11 protein-coding genes are annotated in these 17,497 nt (G+C 63.8%); all 11 read left to right on the plus strand.

The features are described 5' to 3' along the window. Window positions 1–118: 118 nt before the first annotated feature. Window positions 119–1,981 (plus strand): autotransporter assembly complex protein TamA, encoded by a 1,863-nt coding sequence (locus tag N7E70_RS12835; RefSeq protein ID WP_263006593.1) that lies wholly within the window; start codon window positions 119–121, stop codon window positions 1,979–1,981. Between the two features lie 11 nt (window positions 1,982–1,992). After that, window positions 1,993–6,162 carry a translocation/assembly module TamB domain-containing protein gene (locus N7E70_RS12840; RefSeq protein WP_331461927.1) on the plus strand — a complete coding sequence of 1,390 codons (4,170 nt, stop codon included), beginning with the start codon at window positions 1,993–1,995 and terminating at the stop codon, window positions 6,160–6,162. A gap of 274 nt (window positions 6,163–6,436) precedes the next feature. Then, the gene (locus N7E70_RS12845; protein WP_263006595.1) at window positions 6,437–8,089 is read left to right on the plus strand and encodes an ABC transporter substrate-binding protein; all 1,653 of its coding nucleotides are present in this window, start codon (window positions 6,437–6,439) and stop codon (window positions 8,087–8,089) included. 101 nt (window positions 8,090–8,190) lie between these two features. Continuing rightward, complete coding sequence (locus N7E70_RS12850) at window positions 8,191–9,225, plus strand: ABC transporter permease (protein ID WP_192315479.1); 1,035 nt, start codon at window positions 8,191–8,193, stop codon at window positions 9,223–9,225. A 12-nt stretch (window positions 9,226–9,237) separates the two neighbouring features. Then, window positions 9,238–10,395 (plus strand): ABC transporter permease, encoded by a 1,158-nt coding sequence (locus N7E70_RS12855; RefSeq protein ID WP_263006596.1) that lies wholly within the window; start codon window positions 9,238–9,240, stop codon window positions 10,393–10,395. Between the two features lie 11 nt (window positions 10,396–10,406). Then, the gene (locus tag N7E70_RS12860; RefSeq protein WP_263006597.1) at window positions 10,407–12,542 is read left to right on the plus strand and encodes a dipeptide ABC transporter ATP-binding protein; all 2,136 of its coding nucleotides are present in this window, start codon (window positions 10,407–10,409) and stop codon (window positions 12,540–12,542) included. Between the two features lie 120 nt (window positions 12,543–12,662). Next, window positions 12,663–13,004 (plus strand): hypothetical protein, encoded by a 342-nt coding sequence (locus tag N7E70_RS12865; protein WP_263006598.1) that lies wholly within the window; start codon window positions 12,663–12,665, stop codon window positions 13,002–13,004. A 905-nt stretch (window positions 13,005–13,909) separates the two neighbouring features. Further along, window positions 13,910–15,262: an NAD(P)-dependent oxidoreductase gene (locus N7E70_RS12870; protein WP_263006599.1), complete on the plus strand. Its 1,353-nt coding sequence runs from the start codon at window positions 13,910–13,912 to the stop codon at window positions 15,260–15,262. 11 nt (window positions 15,263–15,273) lie between these two features. Further along, window positions 15,274–16,587, plus strand: coding sequence for an NAD-dependent dihydropyrimidine dehydrogenase subunit PreA (gene preA, locus N7E70_RS12875; protein ID WP_067960262.1), 1,314 nt, complete (start codon window positions 15,274–15,276; stop codon window positions 16,585–16,587). A gap of 12 nt (window positions 16,588–16,599) precedes the next feature. After that, the gene (locus N7E70_RS12880; RefSeq protein WP_263006600.1) at window positions 16,600–16,974 is read left to right on the plus strand and encodes a nuclear transport factor 2 family protein; all 375 of its coding nucleotides are present in this window, start codon (window positions 16,600–16,602) and stop codon (window positions 16,972–16,974) included. 92 nt (window positions 16,975–17,066) lie between these two features. Continuing rightward, window positions 17,067–17,474 (plus strand): AprI/Inh family metalloprotease inhibitor, encoded by a 408-nt coding sequence (locus N7E70_RS12885; RefSeq protein ID WP_263006601.1) that lies wholly within the window; start codon window positions 17,067–17,069, stop codon window positions 17,472–17,474. Window positions 17,475–17,497 lie beyond the last annotated feature (23 nt).

Here is a 17,497-nt window from a genome sequence, read left to right on the forward strand (position 1 = left end):
CCAGAAACTTCATTCCAATTTTAGGATTGGAGGTTACGGTGCCTTGATGTTTGTGCGGCGTTTGCGTGGATTCGACAGACCAACGATCGCCCGTGCGCTTCCGCGCGCGGCGGTTGCAATGCTGTTGTCTTCAGGCATCCTGGCCGTGGAGACCCAGGGCGCCTCAGCCTTCGAAATCTTCGGAATCAAGCTGTGGGGCTCGTCGAAGGAAGACGACGCCGACGTTGTCGACCCGCTCGACTATGCCGTTACCTTCGAAGTCGACACCACTGACGATGACCTGAAGGAAGCGATCGAGAACGCCTCGCTGCTGAAGGGCGAGGAGGATCGGCCGGTCTCCGGCTCGCTCGGCCTGCTCGCCAAGGCGCGCAACGACCGCGAGCGCCTTGTCGCCGCACTGTTCTCCAAGGCGCACTATGATGGCGTCGTCACCATTTCCATCGCCGGCAAGAATCTCGACGACCTCGCTCCTGACGCCGTCTTCGACGGGCCACAGCCCGTCCCGGTCAGCATTACGGTCCAGCCCGGCTCGATGTTCACGCTCGGCGATATTGTGCTCAAGGGCGATGCCGCCAACATCAGGGGCGCCGATTTCGGCCTGATCGCGGGCGGCAATGCCGCCTCCGACGCCATACTGAAGGCCGAGGCCGGCATCGTGCGCGCGCTGAAGGAAGAGGGCAGGCCGCTCGCCAAGGTGACCAGCCGGACCATCGTCGCGGATCACGCTACCACCACGCTCGACGTCACCCTCGACGTTGCCGCAGGCCCGATCGCCGGTTACGGCGCAACGACGGTCGAAGGCACCGAGGCGGTCGATCGCGAATTCACCGTTTACATGACGGGGCTGGAAGCCGGCCGGAAATACTCGCCCAAGGAAATCGAGGAGGCACGCAACCGCCTCCTGGCGCTCGAAGTGTTCAGCTCGGTGTCGATCAATGAGGCGCTGGCGCTCGATCCGACCGGCAACATCCCGATGGACGTCCGCGTCAGCGAGCGCAAGATGCGCTATTTCGGAGCCGGCGCCACTTACTCCAATACCGAGGGTGCCGGCATCGAGGGCTACTGGGGCCACCGCAACCTGTTCGGTCGTGCCGAAAAGCTGCGCATCAGCGGTTCGATCGGCCGCATCAGCGACACCACCGAACTCGGCAAGCTCAATTACAATGCCGGCATCATGTTCGAGAAGCCTGGCGTCATCGGGCCTGACTCGAAGTTTTTCGCCAACCTCAAGGCGTCCTATGAGCACCCCGATGCCTATGACATCTTCTCGGTCAAGGGCAATGCTGGCGTCTCCTACGAGCTGACCAGGCAGCAGACCGTCTCGGCCTCGCTCGCTGTCGACTATTCCGACATCGAGGACGCACTCAATCCGGATGGCAAGCGCTACCTGCTGGTCTCGACACCGCTGCAATACGCCTTCGACAATCGCGACGACAAGCTCAACCCGACACGCGGTTTCCGCGCGCTCGCCTATGTCGAGCCGACCTATGACGCGCTGAACGGCAACGCCTTCGTCAAGCTGAAGGGCGAGGGCTCGGCCTACTACGGCCTTGGCGACCAGAACCGGTTCGTTCTCGCCGGCCGCGTCGCCATGGGTTCGATCCTCGGCGCTGGCCTCGACGACGTGCCGGCCGACCGGCGCTTCTATTCCGGCGGCGGCGGCTCGGTGCGCGGCTACGCCTACCAGGGCATCGGCCCGGAGATCAACGGCAAGCCGACGGGCGGCCTGTCCTATGCCGAGACCTCGGTCGAGATCCGCTACAACTACAACGACAAGATCGGCATCGTGCCGTTCATCGACGCCGGCACGGTTTCCGCCAGGCAGTTCCCCGATTTCGGAACCGTCAAGGTCGGCGCCGGCATCGGCGTCCGCTATCTCACGCCATTCGGCCCGCTGCGTGTCGACGTCGCCGTGCCGCTCAATCCGGGGCCGGGCGACCCCAGCTATGGCTTCTACGCCGGCGTCGGCCAGGCGTTCTGACCGCGATGGTTATGCTGAAGAAAATCCTGCGCATCCTCCGCATCGCGGTTCTTGTCGTGCTGGCCTTCGTCATTGGCGCCACCGCCGTCTTCACGCTGACCTCGAAGGGCCGCGAAAACCTCGCTGGGTTGATCTCCAGCGTCGCCTCGACGCCCGACCAAAAGATCAGGCTGAGCGGACTAAACGGCATCTGGTCGGGCAATCTCCGGCTCGACAACGTGGTCATCGAAGACGCCCAGGGCGCATGGCTCGCTCTGCGCGGCGTCTCTGTGGACTGGTCGCCGCTGGCGCTTCTGTCGCGCACCTTCCGCGCCGGCAGGATCGCCGCCGACCGCATCGAGCTTGCCCGCCTGCCGCAGGGCGGCACGAAGAAGGATAGCAGCGGTGGCGGTCTGTCGTTGCCGGTTTCCGTCGACATCAAGGCAATCGAGTTGCCCGAGATCGCGCTCGGCGAAGCGCTGGCTGGAACCGGCATCGCCGAGCTTGCCGCCAAGGGCATGCTGCGCGCCGACCGTTCGCCGCTGGGCATCGAGACCAAGCTCAACGTTTCGCGCAGCGACGGGAAGCAGGGCGTCGTCGACGCCGACATCGCCTTTGCGCCCGCCGACAACCGCATCGCGCTCAACATTCGCGCCTCTGAGCCCGCTGGCGGCATCATCGCCAATATCCTAAAGCTGCCCAACCAGCCGGCGGTCGAACTCGTCGTTGCGGGTGAGGGGCCTGCTGCCAACTGGAGCGGCAACGGCACCTTCGCCGTCGATGGCAAGGTCGTCACCCGGATTTCCGGCACCCATCAGCTGACCGACAACGGCAACGTCATTTCGGCCAAGGGCGACGGCGCCTTCGAGGATTTCCTGCCCGCAGCGCTCAAGCCGCTGCTCGCCGGCAACACCACTTTCGACGTCGCCGGCACGCGCACGACGACGGGCGGCCTCGACATCGAACGCGCCACCGTCGCCAGCAGCGCGCTGACGGCCACAGCAGCCGGTTCGCTCGATCCGGAAGGTGCCGCTGACCTGTCGCTCGACGTCAAGGCCAATGAGGGGCCGATCGTGCTCAGCCTCGGCAGCGATGCCCAGCCGGTCACGGTTGCCATCAACGCCGCCAGCCTGCGCGTCTTCGGCGACGGCAAGGAGCCGGGGGTCGATTTCAGCGCCTCGCTGCTGTCGGTCATCGCCGGCAATACCGAGCTGCGCGACATCGCCGCCTCCGCCCATTCCGAAGGCTTCGACATTGCCAACCGCAGCGGCCCGCTGTCGATCAAGCTCGGCGTCGCCGAACTCAAGACCGATGTCGCCACGCTTGCACCGTTGGTCGCCGGCCGTGTCGCGGTCGACATGGCGGGCTCCATCAGCAAGGATCAGGTCGCCGTCGACGAAGGCACGATCCGCAGCGACACGCTCAACGGCGCGCTGAACGCCAAGCTCAACCTGGCTGACCTGTCGCTCGAACTCGGCGTCAGGGCCGACGTAGCTTCCAGCGCGCTGCCGGCAGGCGTCCGTATTGCGCTCGCCGAGCGCACGCAGTTTTCGGCCACCGCGAGCCGCGATGCCGAAGGCAGCTTCGCCGCCAACGCCATCGAATTCACCTCGGGCGCGCTCACCGCCAGCGGCACGGCCCGCATGAAAGGCACCGATGTCGATGCCGACCTCAAGGGTTCCTTCGCCGACATCTCGCTTCTGTCCAAGGATGCCAAGGGTGCGGTGGATTTCGCCCTGACCGCCAAGGGCGCGCGCACCGCCCCTGACATCTCACTGACCGTCACCAGCGACCGCATCGAAGCGGCGGCGCGCGAAATCACTGGGCTCAGCCTGAAGGCAACAGGCAAGGTCGACCCGGCCAACCCGGCCGCCAATGTGGCACTTTCGGGCAACGTCGCCGGTCAACCGCTCCAGGGCAGTGCCGTGCTCGCCACATCAGACGGCAAGCGCGAGATCAAGGGCCTGTCGCTGTCGCTGGGCGAGAACAAGCTGTCGGGCGACCTGGTCCTCGACCAGGATTTCGCGCCGCTCGGCACGGTCACCATCAACATGCCCGATATCGGCCCACTTGCAGCACTTGCGCTCGAAAAGGCCGAAGGCGATCTGCGCGGCAAGATCGACTTCACGCGTTCAGGCGATGTCCCGCAGGCGCGCCTTGAACTGGGCACCGCTTCGCTCAAGCGTGGCGATCTCGCCGCCAATGGCGTTTCCATCAACGCCGACATCCTCAACTACCTCAAGGCGCCGGCGATCTCTGGTACGATCAAGGCCAAGTCGGTGACCTCGGGCAAGACGGTCATTTCCGGCATCGATGTCGACCTCAAGCGTGATGGCGAATGGACCGGCTTCTCCGGTGGCGCCACCGTTGCCGACATTCCGGCCAAAGCCGCCGGTCGCGTCAAGCTCGCTGGCGGCACCACCACCATCGAGCTCGCCTCGGGTGACGCCGTCATGCGCGGCATCAAGGCTGCCGTTGCGCGTAAGACGACGATTTCGATTGCAGGCGGCACGACGACCCTCGACAAGCTTGCGCTCAATCTCGGCGGCGGCACGGCGACTGTCTCCGGCACGGCGGGCTCGGCGCTCAACCTCAACGCCACGCTGGCCAATGTGCCGGCTTCGCTTGCCAATTCCTTCGCGCCTGGTCTTGGTGCCGCCGGTTCGATCTCGGGTACGGTCAAGGTCTCGGGCGCTGCCGCCAATCCGACAGTCGGCTACGACCTCAAGGTCGCGGGTGCCGCGACCGCACAGACAACGGGGGCCGGCTTCGGTGCCATGAACATCGGCTCGACCGGCACTTTCGCCGGTGGCAAGCTCACCTTCCAGTCGACGATCAGCGAAGGGTCGGGCCTCGCGATCAAGGGGGGCGGCAGTGTCGTCACCACTGCCAAGCCGGTGGCGCTCGACCTCAATTTCCAGGGGCCCGTGCCATTCCAGTTCCTTGGCCGCACGCTGGCCGCCCAGGGCATGGCGCTGAACGGTTCCACCGACGTCAACGTCCAGGTGCGCGGCCCCGCCACGTCACCTGTCATCGGCGGCAGCATCCGCGCTTCCGGTGCGCGGCTTCTGATTGCCCAGTCGGGCATCGCCATCAACGACATCAATCTCGACATCGGCATTGCCGCCGGCGTTGCCCGTATCAACCGCCTGACCGGCGCGCTGTCGACGGGCGGCCAGCTCACCGCGAGCGGTACTGTCGGCACCAATGCGGCGCAGGGGTTCCCGGCCGACATCTCCATCAAGCTGACCGACGGTCGCTACACCGACGGCCGCGTCGTCACCGCCAATCTTGGCGGCGACATCGCGATCAAAGGACCGCTGGTTTCGGCGCCGGTGCTGTCGGGCACAATCAATCTGGCACGCACCGTCATCAGCATTCCGGAAAAGTTCCCCGGCGCGCTGACCGCCGTCGACGTCAAGCACAAGAACGCGCCCAAGGCGGTCGTCGCCCAGCAGGAAGCGATGCGTCCGCCGGCGAAGGCCAGCGGCGGCAGCGGCGCGCTGATGCTCGACGTCACCGTCAACGCGCCCAACCAGATCTTTGTCCAGGGTCGTGGTCTTGACGCCGAGCTTGGCGGTTCGCTGCGTCTGTCGGGCTCGTCGGCATCGCCGCAGGCGGTGGGTGAGTTCACGCTGCGCCGTGGCCGCCTGTCCATTCTGGGCAAGCGACTCAACTTCACCCAGGGTTCGGTCGGTTTTTCGGGCTCGCTCGTGCCGACGATCAACTTCGCCGCCGAGACGACCGCGGGCGACGCCACCGTCACCATCGGTATTTCTGGCGAGGCCAACAATCCGAAATTCGCCTTCTCATCGGTGCCGGCGCTGCCGGAAGACGAAGTGCTGGCGCGGCTGATCTTCGGCCGGTCGATGTCCAACCTGTCGCCGCTGCAGATCGCCCAGCTTGCCGACGCCGCTGCCCAAATGGCCGGCATCGGTGGTTCGACGTCGCTGCTGTCGAGCCTACGTGCGACGCTCGGCGTCGACGACCTCGACATCAAGACCAACGAGCAAGGTGATACTTCGGTTGCCGTCGGCAAGTATCTGAACGACCGTACCTATCTGTCGATCGAGGCCGGCGACCAGCCTGGCTCGGGCAAGGCGACGATCGACCTGAATGTCGGCCGCGGCGTCAAGCTGCGCGGCCAGGCGACGGACTCCGGCGAGGCCAAGGGCGGCATCTTCTACGAGAAGGAATACTGAGCGGGCTGCCGCTCGGGTAACCCCTGCACTGACATATCAGGCGATGTGTCGTGGCACTGCCGGCGATTGTCGGAACCCGGGCATATTAGCTTGGGGCGAAGATTCCGACGAATCCGCAACGCATTACCATTTTTGCGCCAACTCTGTCGCTATCACGCGAACTGCTCTCCGTTCAAAATTGCAGACTTACCTATGGGAACGATGACGTCCGACCGTTTTGACAACGGCAATCGGATGCGAAATGGTAACGTTACAGCTGCAATGGGAGACGGAAATGACATTCTACAAGAGCAACTCTGATCTTGTTCCCGGCCACATCCGTGAGCTGGCAAGTGCTGTCGTCGACGGCAAGATGGACCGTCGCGAGTTCCTCGCGATGGCAACGACCTTCGGCGCATCCGCAGCCATGGCCTATGGCATGATCGGTCTTGCCATGCCTGTCGAAGCCCAGGCGCAGGAAGCCAAGAAAGGCGGCGTCCTGAAGGTCGCACAGTGGATCAAGGACCCCAAGGATCCGCGCAAGGCGGACTGGTCCGAGATCGCCAATGCCGAGCGCCAGGCGATCGAGCCACTGGTCAAGTACACCGACAAATACACCTTCGAGCCTTATCTGCTGGCCAGCTGGGAAGTGAATGACGACGCCACCGAATATGTCCTGCATGTCCGTCCGGGCGTGACCTGGTCGAACGGCGATGCGTTCAACGCCGACGACGTGATTTTCAACTTCACGCGTTGGGCCGACAAGAGCGCAGAAGGCAATTCGATGCCAGGCCGCCTCGGCACGCTGGTCGACGAGAAGACCGGCAAGCTGCGCGAGGGCTCGGTTGAGAAGGTCGACGACATGACGGTCAAGCTCAAGCTGACCACCTCCGACATCTCGATCATCCCGAATCTCTGCGATTATCCCGGCCTCATCGTCCACAAGACCTTCGATGAGAAGGGCGGCGACTTCAAAGCCTGCCCGATCGGCACCGGCCCGTTCGAGCTCGTCTCCTATGACGTCGGCTCGAAGGTGGTCTACAAGCGCCGCGAGGACAACAAGTGGTGGAACGGCGAGGTCTATCTCGACGGCGTCGAACTGATCGACTACGGCACCGACCCGGCCGCCATGGTCAGCGCCTTCGAGGCCAACGAAGTCCACACCAACTTCGAAACCTCGGCCGACTACGTGTCGATCCTTGACGGCCTCGGTCTGGTCAAGTCGGAAGTCGTGACCGCGGCGACCATCGTCGCCCGCACCAACGTCGCCAACAAGCCCTATGACGACCAGAAGGTGCGCCAGGCGCTGCACAAGGCCGTCGACAACGCGGTCGTGCTGCAGCTCGGCTATGGCAATGCGGGTGCCGTCGCCGAAAACCACCACGTCGCGCCGATCCATCCGGAATATTTCGAGCTGCCCAAGCAGGCCCGCGATCCGGCGGCGGCCAAGGCGATGATGGCGGAAGCCGGCCAGGCCGACTTCGAGCATGAGCTGATCACCGTCGACGAGGACTGGCACAAGAACACCGGCGACGCTATCGCCGCCCAGCTGCGCGAGGCCGGCATCAAGGTCAAGCGCACCGTTCTGCCCGGCTCGACCTTCTGGAACGACTGGACGAAGTACCCGTTCTCGATGACCAACTGGAACATGCGCCCGCTCGGCGTGCAGGTCCTGGCGCTGGCCTACCGCACCGGTGAAGCCTGGAACGAAAGCGCCTGGTCGAACCCTGAGTGGGACAAGAAGCTGAACGCCGCACTTGCCGTCGCCGACGTCGCCAAGCGCAAGGAAATGATGAAGGACATCGAACAGACCCTGCAGGATTCCGGCATCATCATCCAGCCGTTCTGGCGCAAGCTCTACAATCACTCGGTCGCCGCGGTGAAGGGCGGCGGCATGCACCCGACCTTCGAGCACGACTACGGCAAGGTGTGGCTCGACGAGGCCTGAGCCTGGGCCGCAATTCAGGGAGGGGTGTCCTGCACCTCTCCCGCCTTTCGCAACCGGGTTGATCGCCACGGACCCCAAACCCACAAAGGCAGGGGACGCCAATGCTATCTTTCATCATGCGCCGCCTCGGCACCATGGCACTGACCATGCTGTGCCTGACCCTCGTGGTGTTCTTTCTCATCAATCTCGAGCCCAACCTGAAGAAGCTGGCGATCAGCCAGACCGAAATGCGCACGACGGCCGAACAGCTCGAAAGCTGGCTGCAGCGCAACGGCTACCGTCAGAACTTCTTCGTCCGCTACGGCCAGTGGCTCGGCGTCGTCCAGAAGCAGCCCAATATCGACCCGGCCAACGGCCAGGCGGTGCCGCGTTTCCGCTTCTGCAACGAGGCGGCGGAGCCTACCTATTCCGGCATCCTGCAAGGCGACTTCGGCTGCTCGACCAAATTCAAGACACTCGTCGCGACCAAGCTGTTCCCCGCACTCGGCGCCACCGGCATTCTGATGTTCTGGGTGCTCGTCACCATGGTGCCAATATCGCTGTTGATCGGCATCCTCGCCGGCATGCGCGAGGGCTCGCGCACCGACAGGACGCTGTCGGTCGCCTCGATCGCCACGACCGCGACGCCTGAATATGTCTCGGGCGTCATCTTCACCGTCATCTTCGCCTCGTGGCTGGGCTGGCTCAACGGCTCGGCGGCCTCCGCCAGCCAGGGTATCACCTTCTACAACTTCACCTTGCCCGTCATGACGCTCGCCATCTACGGCATCGGCTACATCGCCCGCATGACGCGCGCCTCGATGGTCGAGGTGATGACCCAGCAATATATCCGCACCGCCCGGCTCAAGGGCCTGTCCTTCGGCAATGTCGTGGTCAAGCACGCGCTGCGCAACGCGCTGATCGCGCCGTTCACCGTGATCATGCTGCAGTTCCCGTGGCTGCTCACCGGCGTCGTCATCGTCGAGGTGATGTTCCGCTACCAGGGTTTCGGCTACACGCTGGTCGAAGCCGCCGGCAACAACGACATCGACCTGTTGCTCGGCTGCTCGCTGGTCTCGGTCTTCATCGTGCTGATCACCCAACTGATCTCGGATGTCGGCTACGCCTACCTCAATCCACGCATCCGCGTTCAGTAGGGAGACAGCCGCATGCAGCTCGAATATATCGGCGCCTTCCAGGTTGTCCTCGGCGTGCTCGCCCGCTTCTGGCCGGTGTGGTTGGCGATGGCCATCGTGCTGGTCGCTAGCTTCAACTTCCGCAAGCATCTCGGCCTCTACGGTCAGCTCTTCGATTCGGGCGTCGGTATCGCCGGCGTCGGCATCTGCTTCTTCTGGCTGTTCACGGCGATCTTTGCCGCTAAGGTTGCGCCCTTCGATCCGCTCAGCCAGGTCCCTGTCATGAAGGACGCGCTGCCCGGTGCCATCGAACCCGCGTCGAAGCAGGTCTATCTGTTCGGCGGCGACAAGCTCGCCCGCGACGTGTTCTCGCGCATGGTCTTTGGCAGCCAGATCGTGCTGATCATCGCACCTGCCGCCACCGCCTTCGCGCTGATGGTCGGCATCACGCTCGGCCTGCCGGCCGGTTATTATGGTGGACGGATCGACTCGTTCCTTTCCTTCCTCGCCAACCTCGTGCTCGCCTTCCCGGTGATCCTTCTGTTCTACCTGCTGGTCACCCCCGGCATTATGGACACGCCGATCCCCTATGCCATGGCCGGTGTGTTCTTCCTGTTCCCGATCATCTTCTTTTCGGTGCTGTTCTACACCCGCTTCAAGAGCCGGCCCGAACGTATCTACCTGCTGCTCGGGCTCACCCTGCTGCTCGGCGGCTGGGTCTATGTCGGACTGGTCTTCAACGCAGACCCGCTCGGCATCATCTCGATCGATCCCAACCAGCTCAACATCTTCGTCGCCGTCGTCTTCGCTTCCAGCCCGGGCGTGTTTCGCATCGTCCGCGGCCTGACCATGGACATCAAGACGCGCGACTACGTCGCCGCCGCACAGACCCGCGGCGAGACGCCCTGGTACATCATGCTGTGGGAGATCCTGCCCAATGCGCGTGGGCCGCTGATCGTCGATGCCTGCCTGCGCATCGGCTACACCACCATCCTGCTCGGCACGCTCGGCTATTTCGGCCTCGGCTTGGCACCCGAAAGCCCGGACTGGGGTACCGCGATCAAGGACGCCAGCCGCCTGCTGCGCTCCTTCATCCACCCGGCATTGCCGCCGACAATCGCGCTGATGTCCTTCGTGCTCGGCCTCAACCTTCTTGCCGATGCGCTGCGCGAACAATCGATGAAGGACTGAAGGAGAGCGTCATGAACGAGACCGTCAGAAACGCCACCGCCCAGGAACCGATCATCGAGATCGAAAACCTGTCGATCTCGTTCTTCACCCGTCGCGGCGAGATCCCCGCCGTTATGGACTTCTCCTGTACCGTCATGCCGGGCGAGGCGATGGGCATCGTCGGTGAAAGCGGCTGCGGCAAGTCGACAGTGTCGCTCGGCATCATGCGCGACCTCTCCAACATTGGAAAGATCGTCGGCGGCCGCATCAAGTTCCAAGGCAAGGACATGGGCGACATGTCCGAGGACGAGCTGCGCTCCATCCGTGGCAACAAGATCGCCATGATCTACCAGGAGCCGATGGCCAGCCTGAACCCGGCGATGAAGGTCGGCCAGCAGCTGATGGAAGTGCCGATGATCCACGACAAGGTGTCGAAGGAGGAGGCCTACAAACGCGCACTCGAAATGGTCCGCTCCGTCAAGCTGCCCGACCCCGAGCGCATGATGCGCTCTTTCCCGCACCAGCTCTCCGGCGGCCAGCAGCAGCGCATCGTCATTGCCATGGCGCTGCTGTCCAATCCGGCGTTGCTTTTGCTCGATGAGCCGACGACAGCGCTCGACGTCACCGTTGAGGCCGGCATCGTCCAACTGGTCAAGGGGTTGGGCAAGCAGTTCGGCACCTCGATGATCTTCGTGTCGCACAATCTCGGCCTGATCCTCGAGACCTGCGACCGCATCACGGTGATGTATTCGGGCGAGGCGGTGGAAACCGGCTCGATCAAGGACGTCTTCGACCGGATGCGCCACCCCTATACGCAAGGGCTGTTCCGCTCGATTCCGCTGCCCGGCGCCGACAAGAACTCGCGCCCGCTGGTTGCCATTCCCGGCCAGCTGCCCTTGCCGCACCAGCGTCCCAAGGGCTGCAATTTCGGCCCGCGCTGCCACCATTTCGTCGAAGGCGTCTGCAACGCCGCCGAGATCCCGATGATCCCTGTGGCCGGCCATGACGGCCATTTCAGCCGCTGTGTGCGCTTCAACGAGATTGACTGGGCTGCGATGCCGCCGGGCGCCGAAAAGAAGCACGAGCCGGTCAAGCCGGGCGCGCCGGTGCTCAAGATCGATGACCTCAGAAAATATTACCGCGTCGGCGGCAACGAGGTCTTCGGCGGAGCCGAGGGCAGGGTTGTCAAGGCCAACGAGACCATCAGTTTCGAGGCGCGCGAATCCGAAACAGTCGCCATCGTCGGCGAAAGCGGCTGCGGAAAGTCGACGCTCGCCAAGGTGCTGCTCGGCCTTGAGACCGCGAGTTCCGGCAAGGTGCTGCTCGGCAACAAGGAGATCCAGTCTACCGGCATCGAGGACCGCGACGTTGCCACCGTCGCGTCGATCCAGATGGTGTTCCAGAACCCGTTCGACACGCTCAACCCCAGTCATTCGGTGGGCTCGCAGATCGTGCGCACGCTGGAGAAGTTCAAGATCGGCAAGACCGCCGGCGACCGCCAGCAGCGCATGCTGGAGCTGCTCGACCTCGTCAAGCTTCCACGCGCTTTCGCCGAACGCATGCCGCGCCAGCTCTCGGGCGGGCAGAAGCAGCGCATCGGCGTAGCCCGCGCCTTCGCCGGCCAGGCCAGGGTCGTCGTCGCCGACGAGCCGGTCTCGGCGCTCGACGTCTCCGTGCAGGCGGCGGTGACCGAACTTCTGATGGACATCCAGCGCAAGTCGAAGACGACGATGCTGTTCATCAGCCACGATCTGTCAGTGGTGCGCTACATCGCCGACCGCGTCGTGGTCATGTATCTCGGCCATATCGTCGAGCAGGGCACCACCGACCAGATTTTTTCACCGCCCTACCACCCCTATACCGAGGCACTTCTGTCAGCGATTCCGATCGCCGACACGTCCGTCGTGAAGAAGCACATCGTGCTCGAAGGCGACATCCCCTCGGCGATGAACCCGCCGTCGGGCTGCCCGTTCCAGACCCGCTGCCGCTACAAGAGCCAGGTGCCGGGCAATCTCTGCGAAACCCAGGTGCCGCCGGTGCGCGAATTCGGCGACGGCCACCAGATCAAATGCCACCTCCCGCCCAGCGCCTTCGACGCCATGGAGCCGGTCATCAGCATGGGCAAGGGTGCGACACCTGGCGCGCACGACGTGACGCCGGAGGCTTGAGGGGGCATCCTCTGCTCCTCAACTTTTGCCGATCTCTGTTGACGGATCACGCGAGCGCCTGTCTTCTCGGCTGAGCAACATGCGGCAGATGTTGGGCCTGCGCTCAGCTCTGGGGGGCGAATGGAAGAAGGGACAACGATCTGGGACCATGAGACCGCCAATTTCGGACGGCGGTCCATCGCATTCCAGTCATTCAATGGCCTCTACTCCGTCGAGATAGACGAGGCCAATCAGGACGAGATTTTTGTCCTGTTCGACGGACAGCGATTGAAGTGGCACGTCTTCGTCAAAAGCGTGCAGGATGGCGTGTTCAGCGTGCAAGGTATGACTGGGGGAACCGGCGATCCTTACAATGACGGAGGGGACTGGTTCGAACTTATCCTCAGCTCTCCTGCTGTCCTCCGATATTGGGGCAATCAGGTTCTGGTTCACGAGGACCAGGAAGTTTTGCCGGCGGCTTGAACGGGCGAGAGCGTGGAGAAGTTCTCCACGCCCTTCCATTTTTCTGAACGCCATCGCCAAGCGGAACTCCCGCAGATCGCCTCGGCCGCGATCCTTCCCACGCCCCCCTCTGCCCTGCCGGGCATCTCCCCCACAAGGGGGGAGATCAGGCCGTCATCGCCGCCGCGACCAATCGCCAAGGTCATCAGTCCTTCCGGGCTTTTCCATGGGACGTCGCAGAATGGGCGCCGCCGGCGACGCGACTGATCTCCCTCCTTGTGGGGGAGATGGCCGGCAGGCCAGAGGGGGTGCGAAGGATCGCAACGCCAAAGGTTTGCTTCGTAGGCACGCCCCTCGGCGCTCACTTGTCACCATCTGTCACCAACCCGCGTGGATAACCGCCCCGGTTTGTCCTCGCCCTCTCCACCTCCCGTAAATCCCCTTGCGATCTTCCACGGGACTCCGGTGCGCACCGGGCAGCGGGGGGAAGCGCCGGTGCCGGGCTGGCAGGAGGTCGGATCTCCTGCTGGGTGATGAGCCCCCAAGCCCGGGCTTTGCGGCGGCTGGCGGTGAAAGCCGAGGCGACTGAGCGGGGCAAGAACACCGGGCGGGGCGCGAACGTCGCGCCACATACTTACAATCGGAAGGCACGGCCTCGCGCCCCGCTTCCCGAACTTTCAAACAATAGCCAGACCGGAAACGGGGCGTGGCAAGGCGAGAACAGGCCTTCTCCCGCAAGGGGAGAAGGCCTTGCCAATGCCCTGCCTCTCGCAACGGAAGGAATCACCCCAGAATCAGAAAATCCTGACCAAAATAATCATCTTATTTTCACGCAAAATCAGAGACTTACGCCAAAAATTGACCAATTGATAAAAAATTAGAACGTGCTACGCTTCCTCAAAACGAGAACAAATTGGGGAACTGGAATGGCAGAAGGTCTTTTCAAGGAAGGCATCGTCGGCGGCCGCCTTGCGCCTGCACAATACGCCGACAATTTCTCCGACCTGCACCCGCCGCTCGACCATCACGAGGCGCTGGTGGAGTCCGACCGGTGCTATTTCTGCTACGATGCGCCCTGCATGCAGGCTTGCCCGACATCGATCGATATCCCGATGTTCATCCGCCAGATTTCGACCGGCAATCCGATCGGATCGGCCAAGACGATCTTCGACCAGAACATCCTCGGCGGCATGTGCGCGCGCGTCTGCCCGACCGAAACGTTGTGCGAAGAGGTCTGCGTCCGCGAGGTCGCTGAAGGCAAGCCGGTGCAGATCGGCCGCCTGCAGCGTTATGCCACCGATGTGGCCATGGCGCAGGGCAAGCAGTTTTACAGCCGCGCCGAGCCGAGCGGCAAGACGGTCGCCATCGTCGGCGCCGGCCCGGCGGGCCTTGCCGCCGCACACCGCTTGGCGCGCCACGGCCACGACGTGACCATCCTCGAGGCGCGGCCGAAGTCGGGTGGTCTCAACGAATACGGCATTGCCGCCTACAAGAGCACCGACGATTTCGCCCAGGCAGAAGTCGACTACGTCACCGCGATCGGCGGCATCAAGACCGAGAACGGCAAGGCGCTCGGCCGCGACTACCATCTCGCCGATCTCACCGCTTCTTATGATGCGGTATTCCTCGGCCTCGGCCTTGCCGGCGTCAACGCGCTGCGCGCCGAAGGCGAGGACGCCTCGGGTGTCTCCAACGCCGTCGACTTCATTTCGACGCTGCGCCAGTCGAGCGATCTCGCGGGCCTGCCGGTCGGGCGCCGCGTCGTCGTCATCGGCGGCGGCATGACAGCGGTTGACGCTGCCGTGCAGTCCAAGCTGCTCGGAGCCGAAGAGGTGACGATCTGCTACCGCCGCGGCCAGGAGCATATGAATGCCTCGGAATTCGAGCAGGATCTGGCGGCAGCCAATGGCGTTGTCATCCGTCACTGGCTGCAGCCGAAGAAGGTCATCTCCGAAGGCGGCAAAGTCGTCGCCATCGAACTCGAATACACTGCGATGAAGGGCGACAAGCTCTCCGGCACTGGCGAGACCGTGCGCCTTGCTGCCGACCAGGTGTTCAAGGCGATCGGCCAGAGTTTCGAGCCTTCGGCGCTCAACGGCAGTGGTCCATCGGTTGCCATGGACGGCGGCCGCATCAAGGTCGACGGCGAAGGCCGCACGTCGCTCGCCAAGGTCTGGGCCGGCGGCGACTGTATTGCGGGAGGCGACGACCTGACCGTCTCGGCTGTGGCGCAAGGGCGCGACGCGGCTGAATCCATCCACCGCGCCCTGGTCGGCTGAGGGAGGACAAGATGGCAGACATCCGCAACAATTTCGTCGGCATCAAGTCGCCCAATCCGTTCTGGCTGGCGTCCGCCCCGCCGACCGACAAGGCCTACAATGTCGTCCGCGCCTTCAAGGCGGGCTGGGGCGGCGTGGTCTGGAAGACCTTGGGCGAAGAAGGCCCGCCCGTCGTCAACGTCAACGGTCCGCGCTATGGCGCGATCTGGGGCGCCGACCGGCGCCTGCTCGGCCTCAACAACATCGAGTTGATCACCGATCGCGACCTGCAGACCAATCTGCGCGAGATCAAGCAGACCAAGATGGAGTGGCCTGACCGGGCGATCGTCGTGTCGCTGATGGTGCCCTGCGTCGAGGAAGCCTGGAAAGCGATCCTGCCTGTCGTCGAGGAGACCGGCGCCGACGGCATCGAGCTTAATTTCGGCTGTCCGCACGGCATGTCGGAGCGTGGCATGGGTGCCGCCGTCGGCCAGGTGCCCGAATACATCGAAATGGTCGTGCGCTGGTGTAAGGCGAACACCCGCATGCCGGTCATCACCAAGCTGACCCCCAACATCACCGATGTGCGCAAGCCGGCACGGGCGGCACTCGCGGGCGGCACCGACGCCGTGTCGCTGATCAACACCATCAATTCGATCACCGGCGTCGACCTGGACAACTTCGCGCCGATGCCGACCATCGACGGCAAGGGCTCGCATGGCGGCTATTGCGGTCCTGCGGTCAAGCCTATCGCCATGAACATGGTGGCCGAGATCGCGCGCGACCCGGAGACCGCGGGCCTGCCGATCTCCGGCATCGGCGGCATCACCACCTGGCGAGATGCTGCCGAATTCATGGCGCTGGGCGCCGGCAACGTGCAGGTCTGCACCGCCGCCATGACCTATGGCTTCAAGATCGTGCAGGAGATGATCGCCGGCCTCGAAAACTGGATGGACGAGAAGGGCCACAAGTCGCTCGACGACATCGTCGGCCGCGCCACGCCCAATGTCACCGACTGGCAGTATCTCAACCTCAATTACGTCGCCAAGGCGCATATCGACCAGGACGCCTGCATCAAGTGCGGCCGCTGCCACATCGCCTGCGAGGACACCTCGCACCAGGCAATTACCAGCATGCTCGACGGCGCGCGCCATTTCGAGGTGATTGAGGAAGAGTGCGTTGGCTGCAATCTCTGCGTCAATGTCTGCCCGGTCGACGGCTGCATCACCATGGAACCGCTGGCCGTGGGCGCCATGGACAAGCGCACCGGAAAGCCGGTGTCGCCGCACTATGCCAACTGGACGACGCACCCCAACAATCCGATGGCCAAGGTGGCGGCGGAGTAGGGGCGGCAAACCATGGACGACAGGAGCGAGATCGTTGAACTCGCTCTTGCCTGGGCGGAGGCGATCGTTGCCAACGATGCTGCCGCCATCGGCCCCTTCATGGCCGACGACTGGGTGATCATCGGCCCCGACGGCGCGACCGCCAGGGCGGATTTTCTTGGCCTTGTCGCCTCGGGCGATCTCACCCACGACATGATGCGTACGGTCGGCGATGCCAGGGTCGCGTTTTACGGTGCGACTGCGGTCTACACCGCCCGGGTGATCAACAACGGTCATATTCGCGGACAGCGTTTTGCTGCCGACGAATGGACAAGCGATGTCTTCGTTCGCGACGGAACCGGCTGGAAATGCGTGCTCAGCCACGTGACGCCGGCAGCGCAAGGCTAGGCCGACATCGACTGACACTCGTTCCGGCCAACTCGGCCGAGTGCCCTGCTGCGCTTGTGTCGATATCGTCGCGGCGAGCGAGGGAACAGGCGATGCGTCTGATCGGGGCTGGGGTGATGGTCGCGGCGAGCCTGCTTTCGCGTGGGGCGTGGGCCGACGATCTTCAGTCGCTCGACCTCGATGCGCTCGACAAGGCCGAGGTTGACGGCTTTCTCGGCAGATGGCGGATCCGCAACGAGGCCGGCGACAGGAGCTGCGATGTCGTGCTCGAGCGCGAGATGACCATCGGCGGCTTGCAGATCGATGTCGACCCGGCCTGCGCCAAAGCCTTTCCTGTTATGGACGAGATTGCCGCCTGGCGTCTCAAGGATGGCTGGGCCATCGACCTCGTCGACGCCGTCAGGCAGATGCGCCTGCGTTTCTACACACCCGACGTGACCTACATCGCGGCACAGGAGATCGATGGCATCTTCACCATCGAGCAGCTGCAGAAGAAGTGAGCCGTGGACGGTTTTTCCCAGAT

It is taken from the genome of Aminobacter sp. NyZ550 (assembly GCF_025628925.2).
GTDB lineage: Bacteria > Pseudomonadota > Alphaproteobacteria > Rhizobiales > Rhizobiaceae > Aminobacter > Aminobacter ciceronei.